Genomic DNA, 17,293 nt, shown 5'->3' with positions numbered 1-17,293 from the left:
TTGATTTTATTTTTTATTTTTAAAAAGCTTTTTACCTAAACTAATATACTCATCAAGCATAGATTTGAAGTTCCCAAATGCAAGTTGATAAATATTTTTATCATATAAATCAATTCCAGCTTTTTTTAGAATCTCTACAGGTCAATCACTTGATCCAGCTGATAAAAAGTTGTTGATGTAATCATCTAAAGCTGTTTTACCATGCATTTTATATTTTTGAAAGAAAGCATTGGCGGCAATATATCCAACTGCATATTTATAAACGTAGAATGAATAATAGAAGTGTGGTACATTAACAGCGCGAATATTTTCGTATTTATTTTTTGCTTTTTCTAATTTTTGTTGGTCTTTATTTGTCAAGTATTTTTTAATTACACGTTCATAAAGTTGCTCAACATCTTCAAATGAATTTAAAGGCAACTCTTTATCCATTGCTGAATATAATTCATATTCATAATTAGATCATTGAATTTGTCGTATAATTGTCCCTACAAATTCTGTCATAGCTTCTTCTAAAAGTAAAAATCTTAATTTGTCAGATTTATTATTTTGCAGTAAATAATCCATTAGCATCAATTGGTTAAATACAGAAGCAATTTCAGCTAAGAAAATAGGATATTGTGACAATTCTTGAGGCTGATTTTTATTTGAATAATATGAATGTAGTGAGTGTCCCATTTCGTGTGCTAAAGTTGAAACTGATTTAATTGTGTAGTCATAGTTCATTAAAATATAAATTTTATCAATTCCATAACTTGCTCCAATTGAGTAAGCTCCACTACGTTTATTTTCAACATTAACATAATCAACTCATCTTTGTTTAAAAGCATTTTCTACAACGGAAGAATATTCTTTTCCTAAAGGTTTTAAAGCTTCTTGGACCAATTTTTGAGCTTCTTCTATTTTATATGTATCTTTAACATTAAAAAGCTTTAATTGATGATCTCATTTTTGAGGTTTTTTACCAAATTTTTTAGTAAAAAATTGAGCTTTTGTTTCATAAAATTTATGAATTAAGGACATATTATCTTGCACATTAGTATAAATTGTAGTTAATAAATTATCATCAACTCTATCATTTCAAGTTAAAGATTGAACCGCTGAATGATATTTTCTAGCTTTGGCATCAACAGAAATTCTTTTAAAATGAGCTAATAGCAAGCTTGTTAAAGATTGTCTGTGTTTATATTGTCCTTTATAGTAATTTATATAAGCACTTTTTCTTAAATTTTGATCTTTTGAACTTAAAAGTTTTATAAAATTTCCATCAGTTATTTTATGTTGTTTTCCTTTAGAATCAGTAGCAAAACCATAGTCAGTTTCAGAGTCAGAAATAATTCCAAAGACATTCGAAAGTGATGGTCTACCACTAGAAGTTGAATTTAAATATTCCTCAACTTCAGGTTTTAAAGCAAACTTTTTAGATTCTAAAATATCTAAAATATTTTTTTTGTATACTGCAAATTCTTTTAATTTTGTTCATTCTTTAAGTTTTTTAGCATTTTTGTAGATCCTGTTAATTTCACTACCTGCTTCACGTTCTAGTTCAGCATTTTTATTAAAAATTATTTGGTATAAGCTATTAAATTTTGGACTGACAACATTAGTATTTAAGTTATTTGAAATATAGTTATAAATTCTATTAAATAAAACTTCTGCTTCTGCTTCTTTTTTTAGATAATCTAAAAAGGCGTCACTTGAATCGTATTTACTGTCTTTTACTTCATTAATTTCTCTACGTATTTTTTCTCATTTTTCAATAAGTTCTTCAATTGTTTGTCCTTTTAAAAGATCATCAAGATCGAAACGGTATCTTTCTGGAATTTCATCATATTTTTTGTATATTTTCATATATTTTTATCCTTCCTATAATTTTAGTTATTTATCATGTTTATTTTTCAACACTAACTCGATGGGAGTTCCTGTAAATTGAAAATTTTCACGCAATTGATTTTCAATATATCTTAAATAAGTAAAGTGTGCAAAATCTTTATTATTAACAGATAATAAGAAAGTTGGAATTTTTCCTTCGATTTGTTTAATGTAATAAATTTTTAGTTTTTTACCTTTTAATGTAGGAGCAGGCTGCATTAGTTGTGCATCCATAATTACCTCATTTAGCAATGAAGTTCTAATTTTTCTTTCTAGACTTATACGGACATCGGTAATTTTTTTTCTTAATTTATCTAATCTTTGGACATTGATTGCAGAAATAAAAATGATTGGAGCTCATTCTAAGAATTTGTAATTTTTTCTTAGTTCTTTTTCATATTGTACCATTGTGTTAGTTTCTTTTTGTACTAAATCTCATTTATTGACAATCAAAATGATTGGTTTTTTTCTTTCATAAGCATAACCAGCTAAACGAGCATCAAAATGAGAAATTTGATTTGTAGCATCAATTACAATTAATGACAGGTCAGCTTCATCTAGCGATTTTATCGCTCTATTTAAAGCATAGTGATCCACTGATTCAATTAAACGTGATTTTCTGTTAATTCCTGCAGTATCTATTATTTCATATTTTAATTGATCAATTTCTAAAAAGGCAGTAACAGAGTCTCTAGTTGTTCCAGCGATGGGTGAAACAATTGCTCTATTTTCATTTAATAAAGAATTTAATAATGTAGATTTTCCTGCATTTGGTCTTCCTATAATAGCTAGTTTAAATTCTTCTGCCTTTTCTTCATCATTAAAATTCATGTGAGAAACAACTTCATCTAATAAGTCTCCAAGTCCTTCGTTATGAATTGCTGAAATCGAAAAAATTTTATCAAAACCTAGAGAATATAAAGTAGGATCAAAATCTATATTATTTTCTAATTTATTAGCACCTATAATAATTTTTTTACCACTTTTTCTTAACATATCAACAATGAAATAATCATCACGATCTAATTCTTTTTTTCCATCAACTAAAAAAATAATTACCTCAGCTTCTGCAATGGCAATTGAGGCCTGAATTTTAATATGATCTTGAAAAGGTACATTTTCAATTTGAATTCCACCAGTATCAATTATTTCAAATTGTTTTCCTACTCATTGCACTGTTTGATAAATTCTATCGCGAGTTACACCGGGCATATCATGAACAATTGAAAGTCTTTTACCAATTAATTTATTAAATAAAGTAGATTTACCAACATTTGGTTTACCTACTATTGCAACGACATTTTTCATATTATTCCATACATTTCTTTTTAGCTAAAGCTAAAATTTCTTGAAAAACTTCTGTTTCAGTTAAATTTGTTGAATCAATTAATATAGCATCTTCTGTTTTGTGAAGTGGATTGGTTTTTCTGTTCATGTCAGTAAAATCACGATCTTTAATCTCTTTTAAAACTTGAAAATAATCTTCTTCATAACCTAAAGTTTTATTTTGTATTACTCTTCTTTTTGCTCTTTCTTCTGGTGAAGCTCAAAGAAAAATTTTTAACTCTGCTTCAGGCATAATTACGAAAGTAGTATCTCTTCCATCCATGATAATCCCAGAATTTTCTGAAACGAATTTTTTTAAAACTTCAACAATTTTTTCACGCACTTTTGAATATTGTGCAATTTGAGATGCGTTTAAAGATACTTCATCACTTCTTAATTCTTTTGTTAAATTTAAGCCATTAACAAAAATTCTTTCTTCCATGTCGAAAGTTAGATTTATTTTTTCTAGTTGTTGCTCAATTAGTGTTTCATTTTTGAGGTCAATTTTATTTTTGTGTAAAAAATATGCAAGACCACGATAAAGTGAACCTGTATTAACAAAAAAGTAATTTAAATTTTTAGCTAGCATTTTTGCAATGGTAGATTTACCGGCACCTGAAGGTCCATCAATTGCTATATTAATTTTTTTCATATTAATTTTCCTCGTTTTTTATTAATTTTTCTATAAACAAATCTAAATCATGTGAAGATAGATCTAAATTTTTAAAGTATCTAAGATCTTTTTTAAAACTTTTTATTAGTTTGCTAATATCTGCGATAAAATCATCAATTTGCTGTTCTGAGTTTTTTTGAAAATGTGGTTTTTCATTAAAAACAAAGATGTTATCATCAGATGATTTATTTGTTTTGAGATGTTTTTGTAGTTTTGGAAAAGTAATATTCATTTGTTCAATATTTTTTTTAAGTAAAGTGTTGGAATTAATTAATGATTCATGTGCAAAAGGATCATTAATTAATTGATTTCGATAATCTCGTCATTTCTGAACTCTACTTTTCATAATTGTGATAATTATAAAATAAAAATACTTTTAATTTTTAATAAAAACACAAATTTTCCATTTTTGATAAAAAAAATCGCACATTATAAAATGCACGGTTTTTTTGAATTAATTTTAATAAAATTAGTCAATTGAAATTTCTGCTCCAGCTTCTTCAAGAATTTTTTTCATTTCTTCAGCTTCAGCTGGTGAAATATTTTCTTTAAGAACTACTGGTAAAGAGTCAACCATTTTTTTAGCATCCATTAGACCTAGACCTAATAATTCTTTAACTGCTTTAATAACGTTAACTTTTTTACCTCCGTCACCTTTTAGAGTAACTTTAACTTCTGATTTAGCTTCAGAAGCTTCTCCACCTGCAGCAGGTCCAGCAGCAACAGCAACAGCTGAAGGGTCAATTCCAAACTCTTCTTTAAGAGCTTCAACTAAATCCATAACTTCTTTAATGTTCATTTCTTTTAAACTTTCAATGAAAGCTTCTTTTGTTAATTTAGCCATTATTTTTTCTCCTTTTTAATTTGTATAAATTAGTTTTCTAAAATTTTATTTTCATCAACTAACATTTTAAGACCAACTCCAATTTGTCTTATTGGACTTAGTAATGAAGATGCAAGAATTGTCAATGCTTCTTCATATGAAGGTAAGGTCGCAATTTTTTGAACTTCTTCAGCATTTACAACTGCATTTTCATAAATTCCACCTTTGATCACTATGTGTGGATGTTTTTTAGCAAATTTAGCAACTATTTTAGCAGGAGCTAAATCATCTTCAGCACCAAAAACAAAAATATTTGGCCCTATAAGAAAACTTTTAAGTTTCTCTAAATCTTTTTGTTGATCAACCGCAAGTTTTACAAGTCTATTTTTATAAACTTTAGCTTTTGTTCCGTTGTTTTTTAATTCTTGTCTTAAAGCTTCAATTTCTGAAACTTTTAATCCACGATATTCAGCAATTACTAATGAAGATGCATTTTTTAGAATTGAAGAAATTTCAACAACTTTTTTTTCTTTTGCTTTTCTTAATGAACTAATACTCATTTTCAGACCTCTCCTTTCTTTGAATAATTTAAATAACAATTAATTGCATATTTGAATATATGCAATTGCAATATATTATTTTTATAAAAAAAATAACGAGAAGACTATATACTCAATAACATATTAAGCTTTTGGCTGTTATTTTCTTCATATATTGCGTAATAAATTATAACAAAAAAGTGAATTAATAAAAATTAAATTGCAAAATCCATAAACTAATTGTTAAATTTTGTCAAATTTAAAATTGAATAAAAGAAAAAATCTCCTTCTGATTTTTTAAAGATAACAAATCAACAAGGAAATTTTTTGGAGCTTTTTAATTATGAAATTTAATTATACATTTTTTTCGATTATTATTAACATTTTTGATATCCATTAATGTAAGTTTATTATCTACATAGATTATTAATCTAAATAAAAAACCAAATTTAATATCTATTATTTAATTATTTTTTATGGTTAAGATAGCAATTTTAAAAAATGTTGTAAAATTTAATAACATGTTTTTACAAATAAATAAAAATATTAATACTAATAATAATCTTTCAAGAATGTGATTATTAAGTTTTTTATTTATTCAAAAATAGTTATAAAATTAAAAATAAAAACAAATGATCACTTAGTAAATATAGGTGATCATTTGTTTTTTTAAAAAAGAAAGTGAAAAAAATGTACAAATCGAAATTATCAATTAAAGAAACACAAAAAGCAATAGAAAAAATCAAACAAGATTTTCCAAAAATTTTATCTTTAAAGTTAAATTTAACAAGAGTTAGTGCGCCATTATTTGTAGAACCTTCAACAGGGTTAAATGATGGATTAAATGGAGAAAAAGCTGTTAAATTTGAAGCTAAAGGAATCCAAAAAGAATTAGAAATTGTTCACTCATTAGCAAAATGGAAAAGATATGCATTAGCTAAATATAATTTTCAACCAGGTGAAGGTTTATATGCTGATATGAATGCCATCAGAAGAGAAGAAGATTTATCTAAGTTTCATTCATTTTATGTAGATCAATGAGATTGAGAAAAAAATATTTTAAGAGAAAAGAGAACAGAAGCATATCTAGAAAAAACAGTTAAAAAAATTTATGAGTCATTTAAAGAACTAGAATTAGATATCATTCAAAGATTTCCTGCAATTAGCAAAAAATTACCTGAAGATATTACTTTTATTGATTCTCAAGATCTAGAAGATTTATATCCCCAATTAACCCCTGAAGAAAGGGAAGTTGCTTATGCAAAAGAAAAAAAGGCAATTTTTATTAAAAGAGTGGGTTATAAATTAAAATCAGGAAAAGTTCAATCATCTAGAGCAGTAGATTATGATGATTGAACTTTAAATGGAGATATTATTGTTTATCATCCTATTTTAAATACAGCTGTTGAATTATCATCAATGGGAATTAGAGTAGATTCAAAAGCTTTAATTACTCAAAGTCAAAAACCAGCCGAAGAATTGAAGTCACTTTCACCTTTTCATAAAGAATTAGTGGAAGAAACTTTACCTTTTTCAATTGGTGGAGGTATTGGTCAAAGTAGATTATGCTTATTCTTATTAGAAAAGGCTCATATTGGTGAAGTGCAAGTGAGTTATTGAACAGAAGAAGAAATTAAAAGAGCAGAAAAACAAGGAATTAATTTACTTTAATTATGATTTTAGAAAACAGTTAAAAAAACTGTTTTTTTTTTTTTTTTTAATTTTTGTTTCTAATGTAATTGAGGATATATTTAATACCTTTAGTAGTGATTTTTCTACCTCTAGATCCTCTATCTATTAAGCTATTTTTTATCAAAAGTGGCTCGATATTTTCCTGTAAATTAGTTTTTAATATTGATAAATTATTAGCAATTGTATCAATTGAAACTCATTTTTCTTCATATTCGCTTGCTAATAAATTTAAATAAATAATGTGTTGATTCGATAAACCATATTGATATAAACCTAAACTTTCAAATGTTTCTTTCAAGATTTCTTTAGTAACAATATTTGTTTTGTAAAATAGAGCAAAATCACGTACTCTTTTTAAAGTATTGTTCGCCTTTCTTGGAATTAATAAATTTTTATTAGCAATTTCACTTAAAAATTCATTACTGATTTCAATATTTAAAATTTTTGAACTTCTTTGTAAAATTTTCAAGATTTCATCATTGTTATAATTGATTAAATTTGCGATATAACCAAATCTATCCTTTAATGGTTTAGATATATTATGAAATTTTGTTGTCGCCCCAATAATAGAAAAATCAGGTAATTTCATTCTTATTATTTTTTTCTCACCTTCCACACCAAAAGGGATGTCTACAACCCCTTCTTCCATTGCAGAATAAATTAGTTCTTCAACATTCTTATTTATAGAATGAATTTCATCTATAAATAAAATATCCTTACTTTTTAAGGATGCAAAAATAGCTAGGATATCGGATTTTTTCTCAATTAAAGAACCTTGAGCAAATTTAATATTACCTTTATTTTCTTGAGCAACTAAATTTGCCAGGGTAGTTTTTCCTAAACCTGGTGGTCCATTAAAAAGAATGTGATCTATTGTCTTTTTTCGCTTATTTGCTGAGTGAATTAATACTTTTAAACTTTTAATTATCTTTTCTTGACCAATAAACTCTTCAAAACTTTTAGGTCTAAGTTCTAAATTCTCTTGCATCAGAAATTAGTTTTATAGCATTTTCTATCATTATTTCAACATTTTGATCTACTTGTACTTTATTTATTGCATAATCAATTTGTTTTTTAGAAAAACCCAATGTTTTTAAAGTAATTTCTAATTCTCCCATAATTTTTATATTTTTTTCATCTAATTTAATCAGATTGACATTTTCATTCTTTAAAAACTTTTCATATTTTTGTTGAAACTCTACAATAATTTGTTTTGCGCTTTTAACACTAACATAATTAAATTGTGATAATTTATTTCAATCACCACTAGCAATAATTTTTACTATATTTTCTCAGTTGTTTTCTAGAATTGACATTGCTATTTTAGGCCCAATACCTGCAATTGATATTAAATCTTCAAAAAGAATTTTTTCTTTAAATGAATCAAAACCATAAAGAGTTTTTGCGTAGTCATTTTCATGTTTATAAATATAAATTTTTCTATATTCTTCTTTTTGAAATCTATCAATTAATGCAACATAAATTAATCATCCTGTGTAGTTTGAATCCAAAATTAAATAATTTTTATTCTTATGAACAATTTTTCCTTGTTTGTAAATTTCCATATTTACCTCCATTGTATAAATGTAAAAATTTATTTTCAAAAGAAAAAAAGAATTTAATTTTGTTTAAAATATTTGTAAAAAAAATATACCAGTAAATAATAATGGTATATTTTTAAAATTAAGCTTGATATTTATCTGGATGCAGTTGCATCATTTTTTCAATAAATTCTTTTTTTGGTATGGTTCCATATTCTGACATTAATTCAACACATTCTTCATATTCTTTGATTGCTCATTCAATTCCCTCAAATCCTGAAACAGTGGTGATTCCTTCACGTTTTCAGTTTTTATATGTGGAGAAGAATTTTTCTACTTCATCTAATCAACTTTTTGGTAAATCTTCCAAAGAATTGATGTTTGCTAAACGATAATCATCTTCGTGAACTGCAATTAATTTAGTATCAGTTTCACCATCATCAATCATCTTCATAGCTCCAATAATTCTAGCTTTTAGTGCTGTTCCTGGCATGAAAGTTTCATCAGAATAAACCAAAACATCTAGCTCATCTCCATCTCAATCTAAAGCTTCTTGTAAATATCCATAGTTTGCAGGATATCTAAATCCATCCCTTAAAATACGGTCTACAACAATTTTATTTTTTGCACGATTAAATTCGTATTTAATATTTGAATTTTTTGAAATTTCAATATTAACTTCAACTATTTTTGACATTTTTCCCTCCTAAAAAATAAATTACTAATTTAATTTTACTTAATTTTTTTTAGCAAATAATTAATATCTAATTCATCAACTTTTTGCAATTTTTCTTCTAATTGATCAAAAGTATCATTAATTAATTGATGATTTTTATTGACTATTTCATCTATTTTTTCTCTATTAAATGATTTTCAGTATGAATCTTTAGTGTCAATTCGTTGTATTATATTTAATTTAGTACTTATTGAATATTCAACTTTAGATTTACTAAAACCTTCATCAATTTTAGCATAATTTAATTCCTTGACTGGATATTGCTCAATTCCTTCTTGCAGAAAACATCAAATATCTAATTCTGAATTAGATATTTTTTCAATAAAGGAAATTTGCATTTTTTGATTTTTTTGTTGTATAAAAATATTTTTCCCTTGATTTGCTCTTGCAGAATATAAAATGTTATTAACATGCATTTTTTTAAATTTAGCATTTTCTGTACCGATTAATATTTTGTCTTCATTATTAGCTAATACAAAACCAACAACATAAGAATTATCATAAAGTGAAATAGCTTTTATTCCTGAAGAATTGGTATTATAAATTGGTAAATCATTTTCACTGAAACGTACAGCTTTTCCATCATTATTTACAATAATAATATCTTCTAAACCGTTAGAAATTTTTACTCCAATTAACTCATCATCTGGTTGTTTAAATTTAATAGAACTAATTGCTTTAGAAATTCTATTAGTTTCAAAATCTTTAATTAAAACTCTTTTAGCAATCCCCTTTTTAGTTACCAAAGAGAGATAAGCATTCGTTTCGAATGAATTAACATTAATAATGCTAACAATTTTAGCATTAGCATTAATTGCAGCAAAATTATTAATATGAATTCCTAAATCTTTTCATTTACTTTCTAAAATTTTGTGCACTGGTAAAAAAACATAAGTACCAGAAGAATTAAATATTAATAATTTATCTATAGTAGAAATTTTTTGTAAATAAATTAATTTATCTGTTTCTTTTAATTTATAATTTTGCAAATCGTTTGAGTCAAATACTTTAATACTAAATCTTTTAATGTAACCCTTCTCAGAAATTCCTAAATAAATTTCTTCATTTTTGATTAATGATTCTGTATTGACATTAATTTTTAGTTCTTCATCAACAATTACACTTTTTCTGGGAGTAGCAAATTGTTTTTTAATATTTTGCAATAAATCAATTAAAAAAGCATTAAATTCATCTTCTGAATTTAATAGTTTTTTATTAAAAGCAATTTTAGCTTCTAAATCTTGTAATTCTTGCTGGTAAATTGATTGATCAACTTTTGATAAGCGATAAAGCTTTAATTCAGCAATAGCATTTGCTTGATTTTCTGTGAAATTGAAGTTTTCAATTAAAGCTTGTACCACACCTTTTTTAGAATTATCACTTTCTTGAATGACTTTAATTACTTGTTCTGTGATACTTGCGACTTTAATAAAACCTTGAACAATTTCTAATTTATTTTGAAATTTTTCTTGATCATACTTTAATTCTTTTGTTTTAATATCTTTAAGATGATTTAAATAAGCATCCAATAAGTTGTGTAAATTCATTAATTTGGGTGCATAATTTTCAATTGCTATTGCATTATAAGAATAGTAAATTTGCATTTCAGTTTTTTGTAATAAATAATTTGCTACAGCTTCAGCATTTGCTTCATTTTCTAATTCAATTACAATTGATATTCCTTCACGAGAAGTTTGATCAATTACATCTTTAATTCCTGAAATTTTTTTTTCAAAACGAATTTCATCAATATCATGAACTAATTTAGCTTTAATAACACCATATGGAATTTCTGTAATTTCTATATATTTTTTATTTTTATCTGTTTTTATTTGATATTTTGAAACCAGAGAAATTCTTCCTTGACCCTCTTCAAAAGCTTCATAAATTCCCCTACCACCATAAATTGTTCCGCCAGTAGGAAAATCAGGTCCTTTTATATAAGTCATTAATTTTGGTAAAGAAATTGTCGGATTTTTGATTTTAGCAATTGCAGCATCTAAAATTTCACCTAAATTATGAGGAGGAATTTCAGTGGCAAACCCCGAAGCAATTCCTTTGGTCCCATTCATTAGCAGATTAGGAATTAAAGCAGGTAAAACTGTGGGTTCTTTTTCAGAATCATCAAAATTAGGAGCAAAAGGTACAATGTTTTTTTCTACACCTTCAAGCATTAAAGCAGTAATTTTTTCTAAACGAGTTTCCGTGTAACGCATTGCAGCTGCAGGGTCATCATCAATTGATCCATTGTTTCCATGCATTTCAACAAGTGGTACATTAGTTTTTCATTCTTGAGATAAACGCACTAAAGCTTCATAAATAGAAGAATCACCATGGGGGTGATATTTACCCATAACATCCCCGACGATTTTAGCTGATTTATTAAATTTTTTGTCAGCTTTAAAGCCTGACTCTCACATCGAGTAAAGTATTCTTCTTTGCACTGGTTTTAAGCCATCTCGTGCATCTGGTAAAGCTCTTTGTTGAATAATATATTTTGAATATCTTCCAAATCGATCGGCCATGATGTTATCAAGTGACTTTAATAAAAATTTATTACTATTTTTTTCTGTCATTCATAACCTCTCTAGTTTTTATTACTAATTTGAAAATCATCTTCCATAGTAAATTCTACGTTTTTAATAATTCAATTTTTTCTAGGTTCTACTTTATCACCCATTAAAGTTGAAACTCTTCTTTCAACAATTGCAGCATCTTCAATTAATACTTTAATTAAAGTTCTTTTGTTGGGATCCATTGTTGTTTCTCATAATTGAGCAGCATTCATTTCTCCAAGTCCTTTATATCTTTGAATTTCATATCCATTATTAGTTTTTTGAAATTCTTTTAGTTCTTCCTCATCTCAAATATAGGTAGTTTCTATTTTATTATTTTTCTTTTTAGATAATTTGAATAAGGGTGGTTGAGCAATATAAACCATCCCATTTTCAATTAAAGGACGCATATATCTAAATAAAAATGTTAAAAGTAAAATTTGAATATGGGCACCATCAGTATCAGCATCAGTCATAATAATTATTTTGTGATATTGGGCATTTTTAATATCAAAATCATTACCTACACCAGCACCAATAGCATTAATAATTGTGGAAATTTCTTCATTTCTTAAAATTTCTAATAAACGAGTTTTTTCGGTATTAATAACTTTACCTTTTAAAGGTAAAATTGCTTGATATTTTCGATCTCTTCCTGATTTAGCTGAACCACCAGCAGAATCACCTTCTACCAAAAATAATTCTCTTTCTGCAGGTTTTTTGCTTTGAGCAGGAGTTAATTTTCCTGATAAAATCTTTTTTTCATTTAAAGCATTTTTAGTTTTTAATGATTCTATTCTAGCTTTTTTAGCTGCATTTCTTGATTCGAATGATTTTTTGATTTTTTCAAGAATTTTTTGGGCTTCACTTTTATTTTCAATTAGTCAAAATTTTAGTTGTTGATAAATAAAATCTTCAACTACATTTTTAGCTTCAGGTGTTCCAAGTTTATCTTTAGTTTGACCAACAAATTCTAAAATAGACTCATGAATTTTTAAAGAAATAATTAATGTCAATCCTTCACGAACATCAGGACCTTCAAAACTTGTCTTGTTTTTTAAAATTCCTTTTTCTGTTGCATATTCATTAAATATTTTCGTAAAAGCGGTTTTAGCAGCTGTTTCATGTGTTCCCCCTTCGCGGGTTTTAACATTGTTAACAAATGATAAAATAGTTTCACTATATGTATCTGTATATTGAAATCCAAAATCAATTGCAATTTTATCTTTTTGAGTTGAAAAAGCTACAACTTCTTTATTGATTGGAGTTTTATTAATATTGATAAAACTTACAAAGTTTTTAATTCCATCTTGGTATTCAAACTCTTCCTTTTGTTCACTATTTTCATCCTTTAAAACAATTTTTAAGTTACTAATCAAAAATGATGATTCTCTTAATCTTTCACTAATGATTTCATAAGAAAATTTTGATTTTTTAAAAATTTCATAATTAGGTCAAAATTGAATTTTTGTTCCTTTTTTTTGTGTATTTCCTATTTTTCTTGTTGGTAAAATTATATTTTCACCTTCAAAAAAAGTTTGATATTCTTTACCATCTTTAAAAACTGTAGCTTCTAAACGAGTTGATAAAGCATTAACAACAGAAGAACCAACACCGTGTAATCCTCCAGAAGTTTTGTAAGCACCTTCTTCAAATTTTCCACCAGCATGTAATTCTGTAAAAATTAATTCAACTCCTGTTCTGCCATCATGATACTTATCAACAGGAATCCCTCTACCATTATCCTCAACAATTACTGAACCATCTTTTTTCAAAATAACACTAATTTCATTAGCATATCCTGCTAAAGCTTCATCGATAGCATTATCAACAATTTCTCAAATTAAATGATGTAAACCGTTGGCATCAGTTGAACCGATGTACATCCCTGGACGTTTTCTAACAGCTTCCAATCCTTTTAAAATTTTTAAACTACTTGCATCGTATTTAAACATGTTTTTAATTATATATAAAACGAAACAATTCAAAGAATTAAATAAAGGAATTACAAGTTTAAATTGCAATTCCTTTATTTAATTCTTTCGTTATTTTATCTCTATTTTTTTTGCCAGTTCTTTAATTTCTAAATAGTTTTGAGAATTTCTATTTTCTAAAATATCTTCAGCTAGTAATTTCATTTGCGAAATTTTATTTTGGTTTTGATTTTCTTCAAAAAATTTTAATTGAAATTTTAAAATTTTTTCTGTAGCAAAACAGGTATATGGAACAAATTTTTGTTTTTGTTCATTTCATGAAACTTTGATTAATGAAATATGTATTTTTTTTTCATCTAAATTCTCTGTAAATTTTTTTAAAATTTGTTTCTGTGTTGATTGATCTAAATCTTCAAGTTTAAAAACAATTTTTGGATCAACATGTTTAAAATCTGTAGTATAAATGGTAAAAAATCTTGTTGTATTGAAATATAAAATTTCATTTTCAGTTTTGTTTCAAACTACTTCATGTTTATAAATAGGTTTAATATGATTAAATCCTAAAACTTTTGCATTTCTAGTTCTTATATAGTAGTAAATTTGTCTTTCTTTATCTTCATGAACGATTAGAATTGGTCAGTGACCTAGTTGTTGTTCCAATTCATTAAAAGTAACAAGTGGTAAAGTTAATTTTGATAGAAAATTTAAAGCCATATTTATCCTCTTTTTCAATTATTATTTCTATTTTATGATTATATTCTTAAAAAATATTTTTTTATAAAAAGTTCAAAAATTTAATTTTTTATACAGAAAAATATAATTTTTTTATTTTTACGTATTTAAAACTATTAATCTATTTTTAAAAAGATGATTATATGTGACAAAGAAATTGATTAGATATTAATGATTTTTTTAAAATCATATAGATAGGTAATTTGTTTCGTTTAATTTAGTATCTATAGTAAGTATCGTAAGAAAAAAGTATTTTAGTGTATAATTTCAAATCTATTATGAAAAGGTTTTTTTTACGTATTTTTACATTGAATAATTGAAAGAGATTGTTAATTTTAATATCAACAATCTCTTTAACTATTGGACTAGTTTCTTGAGGTTCTGTGTCTTATGTATCAAAAAACCCTAATAAATCTGTAGAGTTTAGTGGCGGAGCAGAAGCAAGGATTCAAGTAAGTGGTCAAAATGGTGAGCCAGTTGATGAAAAAATTGTTGAAAATGTCCAGGTTTCTCTTTCTGATCGTTTAACTGGTGGAACATCACTAAACGGAACTAAAGTTACTCTAGAAGGCGAAGGGAAAATTTTAGTTTCTAGAAACGGAATTTCAACTAATGAAGAGAAACAAAATTTTATTAATGAAATTATCAATAAACCAAATTTAAGTATTACAGATATTAATGGTCGTCCTTTATTTTATGACGGTAAGTTTGTCACAAACGGAAGCTTGTCAGAAACAGGATTTTCATGAGCTCCTCCGTTAAAACCTGGTGGAGCTTCATCAAGACCAGGACAATCGCGGGGAACTTCTGAAGTTTTAATTGAATTAAAAGATAGTATAGCTTCTGCTGAATGATCAAAAGCAACAGATTATATTTCAAGAAGCAATGCTCCTGTATTAGTCATGTGATTAAATTTAAAAGAATTAATCAAAATGGCTGAAGAACAATATCCTCAAGAATGAGCAAATGCAGGACACAATCCTTATAATTTTGTTTATATCAAAGAAAAGCCACAAACTTATAAAGAAACAATCGATGGTAAAGAACAAGAGTTTAAACCAGAATTAAAAAAAGAAGTTTTTGATGCTTCAAAATATATGCTTTCAGCTGCTACTGTAAGACAAGCTTTAAGTGGGACAACTTTTACAATTACGGGAAATTTTAGTGCAGCTGAAGCTGCACAATTAGCGCTTAATTTAAATTATGGTTCTGCAGAATATACATTAAAACTTTTAAGTTCTAATTTTATTCCTGCACAATTAGGCGCCGAAGCATTTGATGCAGCTATTATGGCTGGAATTATTGCTTTTTCTATAATTGCAATTTTTATGATTGCAAATTATGGATTATTAGGAGCGCTTTCAACTATTTCATTAGCTTTATATGTATTTTTAACTTTATTATTCTTTACTATTATGCGTGGAGAATATTCACCTGCAACAATCGCTGCTTTAGTGATTGGACTGGGAATGTCAGTTGATGCCAATGTACTAACTTTTGAAAGGCTTAAAAATGAGCTTTACAGTGGAAATAAGCTATTTAAAGCACAAGCTAAATCTAATAATTTATCCTTGGGAACAATTCTAAATTCAAATGTCACAACTTTTTTAGTTGCTGTAATTCTATTTTATTTTGGTACAAGTGATATTAAAGGATTTTCAATTACTTTAATTTTGTCTATTTTATTTACATTAATTATTACTTTATTATTTACAAGAATGTTAAGCACTTTATTGATAAGAACAGGATATTTTAATAAACGTTTAGGCTTATTAGGTATACAACACAAATATATAGAAAAAATTAAAAATGGTTATGTTCCAATTTTAGAAAGACCAAATTATATTAAGTATTCAAAATCTTATTTATTAGTTCCTGTAATTATCTTATTATTAGGAATCATTATTTATGTCATTTTTTCAGTTATGGCTGGAAATGCGGCTGGAGGGTTTGTAAAAAGCATTGAATTTAGTGGTGGAACTAACATTTTAATTGAATCAAACAATAGTGAGTTTTATCCAATAAATGGACAATTAGCAAATCAAATAAGCCAATTTTTAGTTAATAATGGAGTTGATAATTCTGCAAATCAAATTGCTATTTCTCCTGTAAATGCTGAAGGAACATTATTTAATATTTCAATTCAAACAACACAAGATTTAACTGATAAGTGAAATCAAATTCAAAGTCAAATTCAAGATCAATTCGGAAATAATTTTGAATTTACTTCATATGCTGTTTCATCAATTGAAGCCCAAAACTTAGTTAAAAATGCTTTACTTGCAGTTTCAATTTCATTATTAATTGTAGTTATTTATACACTATTTGCATTAAAATGAACTTTCTCAATCGCTGCTATTTTGGCTTTATTACAAGATATTGTGATGGTTGTTATTTTATTTGTAATTTTCAGATTACAATTTTCATTAATTTTCATCGCAGCCGCTTTATCAATTATTGGTTATTCAATCAATAATACAATTGTTACTTTTGATCGAATTAAGGAAGTGACAATTACACAATATTCTCATATTGAAGTTTTTGATCGAAAAACTTTAAAAGAAATTGCAAATGCTTCAATTAAAAATATTATTAAGCGTTCATTATTAACAGCATTAACAACTTTAATCGCTGTTATTGTCTTGATTATTTTTAGAAAATCTACAGATATTTACTTTAATTTAGCTTTAATGTTTGGTTTAGTTTTTGGTACATTTTCTTCTTTATTTATCGCTCCTCAAGTATGAATTGAATTAGAATTACTAAGAAATAAATGAAAGAAAAAAAGAATTGATAAAAATTATTGAAAAACACAAAAAATACGTGAACAAACATTCAAAGGAATTAATGATTTTCAAGTTTAAGGCTGG

The 17,293-nt window shown here is 26.0% G+C and carries 14 protein-coding genes; 2 read left to right on the top strand and 12 right to left on the bottom strand.

Features of this window, described 5'->3' with window-relative positions; translation table 4 throughout:
* Positions 1 to 6: 6 nt before the first annotated feature.
* From pepF to rplJ, 6 genes are all read right to left on the bottom strand, one after another.
* Positions 7 to 1,851: an oligoendopeptidase F gene (gene pepF, locus NV226_RS01985; RefSeq protein ID WP_258210659.1), complete on the bottom strand. Its 1,845-nt coding sequence runs from the start codon at positions 1,849 to 1,851 to the stop codon at positions 7 to 9.
* A gap of 27 nt (positions 1,852 to 1,878) precedes the next feature.
* Positions 1,879 to 3,180, bottom strand: a complete 1,302-nt coding sequence (der, locus tag NV226_RS01980) for a ribosome biogenesis GTPase Der (protein ID WP_258210658.1) — start codon at positions 3,178 to 3,180, stop codon at positions 1,879 to 1,881.
* 1 nt (position 3,181) lies between these two features.
* Positions 3,182 to 3,850 (bottom strand): (d)CMP kinase, encoded by a 669-nt coding sequence (cmk, locus tag NV226_RS01975; RefSeq protein WP_258210657.1) that lies wholly within the window; start codon positions 3,848 to 3,850, stop codon positions 3,182 to 3,184.
* Between the two features lies 1 nt (position 3,851).
* Positions 3,852 to 4,217, bottom strand: coding sequence for a hypothetical protein (locus NV226_RS01970; protein ID WP_258210656.1), 366 nt, complete (start codon positions 4,215 to 4,217; stop codon positions 3,852 to 3,854).
* A gap of 123 nt (positions 4,218 to 4,340) precedes the next feature.
* Positions 4,341 to 4,715 carry a 50S ribosomal protein L7/L12 gene (rplL, locus tag NV226_RS01965; protein WP_258210655.1) on the bottom strand — a complete coding sequence of 125 codons (375 nt, stop codon included), beginning with the start codon at positions 4,713 to 4,715 and terminating at the stop codon, positions 4,341 to 4,343.
* Positions 4,716 to 4,744: 29 nt separating this feature from the next.
* Entirely contained in the window at positions 4,745 to 5,254 is a 510-nt protein-coding gene (gene rplJ / locus NV226_RS01960; RefSeq protein WP_258210654.1) for a 50S ribosomal protein L10, read from the bottom strand.
* Positions 5,255 to 5,923: 669 nt separating this feature from the next.
* On the opposite strand from rplJ, the gene asnA reads away from it, so the two are divergent.
* Entirely contained in the window at positions 5,924 to 6,904 is a 981-nt protein-coding gene (asnA, locus tag NV226_RS01955) for an aspartate--ammonia ligase (RefSeq protein ID WP_258210653.1), read from the top strand.
* 46 nt (positions 6,905 to 6,950) lie between these two features.
* On the opposite strand, the gene ruvB is transcribed toward asnA, so the two are convergent.
* The 6 genes from ruvB to NV226_RS01925 all read right to left on the bottom strand — a co-directional run bounded on the left by ruvB (position 6,951) and on the right by NV226_RS01925 (position 14,405).
* The gene (gene ruvB, locus NV226_RS01950) at positions 6,951 to 7,913 is read right to left on the bottom strand and encodes a Holliday junction branch migration DNA helicase RuvB (RefSeq protein WP_258210652.1); all 963 of its coding nucleotides are present in this window, start codon (positions 7,911 to 7,913) and stop codon (positions 6,951 to 6,953) included.
* Entirely contained in the window at positions 7,891 to 8,490 is a 600-nt protein-coding gene (ruvA, locus tag NV226_RS01945) for a Holliday junction branch migration protein RuvA (RefSeq protein ID WP_258210651.1), read from the bottom strand. The genes ruvB and ruvA overlap by 23 nt, the downstream gene beginning before the upstream one ends.
* A gap of 118 nt (positions 8,491 to 8,608) precedes the next feature.
* Positions 8,609 to 9,163 (bottom strand): inorganic diphosphatase, encoded by a 555-nt coding sequence (locus NV226_RS01940; RefSeq protein WP_258210650.1) that lies wholly within the window; start codon positions 9,161 to 9,163, stop codon positions 8,609 to 8,611.
* 35 nt (positions 9,164 to 9,198) lie between these two features.
* Positions 9,199 to 11,778: a DNA topoisomerase IV subunit A gene (gene parC, locus NV226_RS01935; RefSeq protein ID WP_258210649.1), complete on the bottom strand. Its 2,580-nt coding sequence runs from the start codon at positions 11,776 to 11,778 to the stop codon at positions 9,199 to 9,201.
* A gap of 11 nt (positions 11,779 to 11,789) precedes the next feature.
* Entirely contained in the window at positions 11,790 to 13,712 is a 1,923-nt protein-coding gene (gene parE / locus NV226_RS01930; protein ID WP_258210648.1) for a DNA topoisomerase IV subunit B, read from the bottom strand.
* A 90-nt stretch (positions 13,713 to 13,802) separates the two neighbouring features.
* A complete protein-coding gene (locus NV226_RS01925) occupies positions 13,803 to 14,405 on the bottom strand; it encodes a hypothetical protein (RefSeq protein ID WP_258210647.1) in 603 nt (200 codons plus the stop codon).
* Positions 14,406 to 14,701: 296 nt separating this feature from the next.
* Between NV226_RS01925 and secDF the strand changes: the two genes are divergently transcribed.
* Positions 14,702 to 17,287: a protein translocase subunit SecDF gene (gene secDF, locus NV226_RS01920; RefSeq protein WP_258210646.1), complete on the top strand. Its 2,586-nt coding sequence runs from the start codon at positions 14,702 to 14,704 to the stop codon at positions 17,285 to 17,287.
* The last annotated feature ends 6 nt before the right edge of the window (positions 17,288 to 17,293 follow it).

The organism is Mycoplasma iguanae, from assembly GCF_024722375.1.
In the GTDB taxonomy this organism is placed as follows: domain Bacteria; phylum Bacillota_I; class Bacilli_A; order Mycoplasmatales; family Metamycoplasmataceae; genus Mycoplasma_M; species Mycoplasma_M iguanae.
The sequence above is the reverse complement of the archived record's forward strand: the minus strand, read 5'-3'. Positions and strand labels throughout refer to the sequence as shown.